This window comes from Hymenobacter agri (assembly GCF_054778495.1).
In genome coordinates, this window is record NZ_BAAGZM010000458.1 from 1 (window position 1) to 3,537 (window position 3,537).

Annotated in this window: 3 protein-coding genes and 1 pseudogene; all 4 read left to right on the top strand. The window is 63.9% G+C overall.

Going from position 1 to position 3,537, the window contains the following annotated elements; translation table 11 throughout:
- A partial coding sequence (locus ACYVDE_RS17605) for an ATP-grasp domain-containing protein (RefSeq protein ID WP_460502857.1) occupies positions 1-686 on the top strand: 686 nt, incomplete at its 5' end.
- Positions 687-801: 115 nt separating this feature from the next.
- Positions 802-1,446, top strand: a complete 645-nt coding sequence (locus ACYVDE_RS17610; RefSeq protein WP_460502858.1) for an HAD family hydrolase — start codon at positions 802-804, stop codon at positions 1,444-1,446.
- A 110-nt stretch (positions 1,447-1,556) separates the two neighbouring features.
- Positions 1,557-2,600, top strand: a complete 1,044-nt coding sequence (gene pseI / locus ACYVDE_RS17615; protein WP_460502860.1) for an N-acetylneuraminate synthase family protein — start codon at positions 1,557-1,559, stop codon at positions 2,598-2,600.
- A 92-nt stretch (positions 2,601-2,692) separates the two neighbouring features.
- Positions 2,693-3,537 (top strand): annotated as a pseudogene (locus ACYVDE_RS17620) (hypothetical protein); the annotation flags it as partial.

The following is a 3,537-nucleotide window of genomic DNA, read 5'->3' on the forward strand; positions in this document are numbered from 1 at the left end:
CCGGCGTGGCCGTGCTGGTGAGCGCGCCCGAAGCCGTCCACCGCTGCCTCAACAAGCTGGAATTTGCCGCTTTTAGCCGGCAGAACGGACTGCCCGTCATCGCCACCGCTCGCGATATCGACGCACTCGCCCCCACCACTGCTGCCTTCGTAGTGAAGGAGCGCCACGGCGCGGGCTCCCTCAGCCTGGGCCTGAACCTATCAGCCGCGGCCGCGCTGGCCCACGCCCGCACCCTGCAGGAGCCCGTTTTTCAGCCCTTCATCCAAGGCCGCGAAATCAGCGTGGATGGCTACGTTGACCGTGCTGGTCAGGTGCACGGCCTCGTGGCCCGCACCCGCGACGTAGTGGTGCGCGGCGAATCGCAGGTTACCACCACGCTGCCCGATGCGGCCTTGCTGGCCCGCCTCACGCCCATCGTCGAAAAGCTGGGCCTCTACGGCCCGTTCGTGCTGCAAGCCTTGCTCACCGATGATGGCGGCCTGCACCTTATTGAATGCAACTGCCGTTTCGGCGGGGCCTCCACGCTGGGTATCGCGGCGGGCGTTGATTCGTTCTACTGGTTTTTGCAGGAAGCCGGTGGTACTGATTTACAGGCCTTTTCGTTTGAGCCGGCGACCACGCCGTTGCGGCAGGTACGGGTAGGGGCAGATGTGCTATTTGCCGCGAAGAAAGACCGAACGATATAGAGACGCAATATTTTGCGTCTCGTCGTTGAACGACCGGAGCCGCGCCATACCTCCATGGTAAACAACATCAGCAACGCCGAGACGCAAAATGTTGCGTCTCTACCCAGTTCAACCAATGCCCGTTCTCGTTTTCGACCTTGACGACACGCTTTACCCCGAGCTGACCTATGTGCACAGCGGCTTCCGAGCCGTGGCGGCTTTTCTCAGCCCGCTGCTGGGCGTGCCGGCCGAAACGCTGGCCGCAGGCATGATAGCCGAGGAAGCCGCCCAGGGTCGCGGCCAGGTGTTCGACAACGTGCTGCGTCAGCACGGCCGCTGGAGCAAGGTGCTGGTAGCGGCCTGCCTGCGCGCCTACCGCCATCACCGACCCGAAATTAGCCTTTTTCCGGATGCCGAGCGCGCCCTCATGCGCTTCGCCGGGCAGCCGCTCTACATCGTCACCGACGGGCATAAGGAGGTGCAGGCCCGCAAGGTGGCCGCGCTGGGCCTGACTGGGCGGGTGCGCTTTGCCTACCTCACCAACCGCTACGGCCGCCACCGCGCCAAGCCCAACCCGCACGTTTTCCAGCTTATCTGCCAGCGTGAGGGCGTGGCACCGGCCGAGGTAACGTATGTGGGTGACAACGTGAAGAAGGATTTCGTAGGCATCAAGCCATTGGGCTTTAACACGGTGCGGGTGGCCCGCGGCAACTACGCGCACTACGTAGCCGATGAGGCGCACGAAGCCGCCCGCATCATTGAGTCGCTCGACGATTTGTAGCGCGGACTTTTAGTCCGCGAGGTGGCGAAATCTAACCCAACCACTCGCGGACTAAAAGTCCGCGCTACACTACCCCTACCTTTGCGCCTTCGCATTCGCTTCGCTTTCCCATGACTGAAATCACCATTGGCGGCCGCCGGGTTGGCCCCGCCCACAAGCCGTTCATCATCGCCGAGATGTCGGGCAACCACAACCAGAGCCTGGAACGCGGCCTGGCCCTGGTGGATGCCGCCGCGGCGGCCGGCGTCGATGCCCTTAAGCTGCAGACCTATACCGCCGATACCATCACAATGGACACCGGCTTTGCCATCGACGAAGAAGGCCGCTCGCTGTGGGAGGGCAAGAACCTCTACCAGCTCTATCAGGAGGCGCATACGCCCTGGGAATGGCATGCCGAGCTGTTTGCCCGCGCCCGGCAGCACGGCATGCTGGCCTTCAGCACCCCGTTTGACGAGACGGCGGTGGATTTTCTGGAGTCGCTCAACGTGCCAGCTTATAAAATCGCCTCGTTCGAGAATGCCCACTGGCCGCTGCTGCGCAAGGTAGCCGCCACGGGCAAGCCGGTGATTATCAGCACGGGCGCAGCTACGCTGGCCGAGATTGACGAGGCGGTGCGGGTACTGCGCGGCGCCGGCTGCCGCGAGCTGGTACTGCTGAAATGCACCAGCACCTACCCCGCCACGCCCGAAAACACCAATTTGCGCACCATCCCAGTGCTGGCCGAAACGTTCGATTGCCCCATCGGCCTGAGCGACCACACCATGGGCGTGGGCGCCAGCGTGGCCGCCGTGGCCTTGGGCGCCTGCGTCATCGAAAAGCACTTCACCCTAAGCCGGGCCGAGGGCGGCGTCGACTCGGCTTTCTCGATGGAGCCCCACGAACTGAAGCTGCTGGTGGAGGAAACCGAGCGCGCCCAGTTGGCCCTCGGCACCGTGCAGCTCTGCATTCAGGATGCGGAGGCGAAAAGCCGGATGTATAAGCGCAGCATTTATGTGTCGAAGCCCATCGCGGCGGGCGAGGAGTTCACCACCGACAACCTGAAAATTATTCGCCCCGGCGACGGCCTCTGGCCCCGTCACTGGGAAACCGTGCTGGGCCGCAAAGCGGTGAAAGACCTTAAGCCGGGCACCCCACTGACGTGGGAAGCCATTTAGGGTATGAGGGTATGAGGGTATGAGGGTATGAGGGTATGAGGGTATGAGGGTATGAGGAAGGTACTTTTGGTTTTGATTTCCGGTTCTGACGCATGACGAACAACACTTCCGCAATACCTCCCCAATCAACTCCTGCCCGCTCACCCTCATACCCTCACACCCTTATCCATCGGCTGCGCGACATTCTGCAGCTGCGCTTCACCGATATTTTCGCGGCGCTGAGCCCGGCGGCGCTGGCCGACATTTCGCCGGCCAGCCCGCTGAAGCGGCTGGCGCGGGTGGCGGGCTACGCGGGCCTGCGGCTGGTGGGCAACATCTTTCAGCCCATCCGCAACCGCGACGACCTGCGCGGCAAGGTGTGGCTGTACGTGGTGAGCGCCAACAATTACGACGCGCTAGCCTTTCTGGCCGAGGCGCGGGCCGATGCCGTGCTGGTAGCCGGGCAGGCCAAGAACATCGGCCGCTATAATGCGGTGGTCAACCGGCTTTCGCTGCGGCGCAAGGCACTCTATTACTGGCAGTTTCCGGGGGCGTACCTGGGGCTGCGGCGGCAGGTGGGACCACGCGCCACCCGGTTTTTCGACTTCATTTTCTACGCCATCGGCTACTACGAGGTGTACCGCCGGGCGTTGCGGCACTACCAGCCGCGGGCCGTGGTGTTTTCCAACGACCACAACGACGACACCCGCTCGCTGCTGCTGGCCTGCCGCGCCGAGGGCGTGCCCACGGCCTACGTGCAGCACGCCAGCGTGAGCACCAACTTCCCGCCCCTGGGCTTCGACCTGAGCCTGCTCGAAGGCCAGGACGCGCTGGACAAATACCGGCAGTGCGGCCCCATTGCCGGCCGCGTGGAGCTGGTAGGCATGCCCAAGGCCGACGCTTACCTGAACCGCCGCAACCTCGCGCCCGCTGTGCGCCGCGTGGGCCTGGCCTGCAA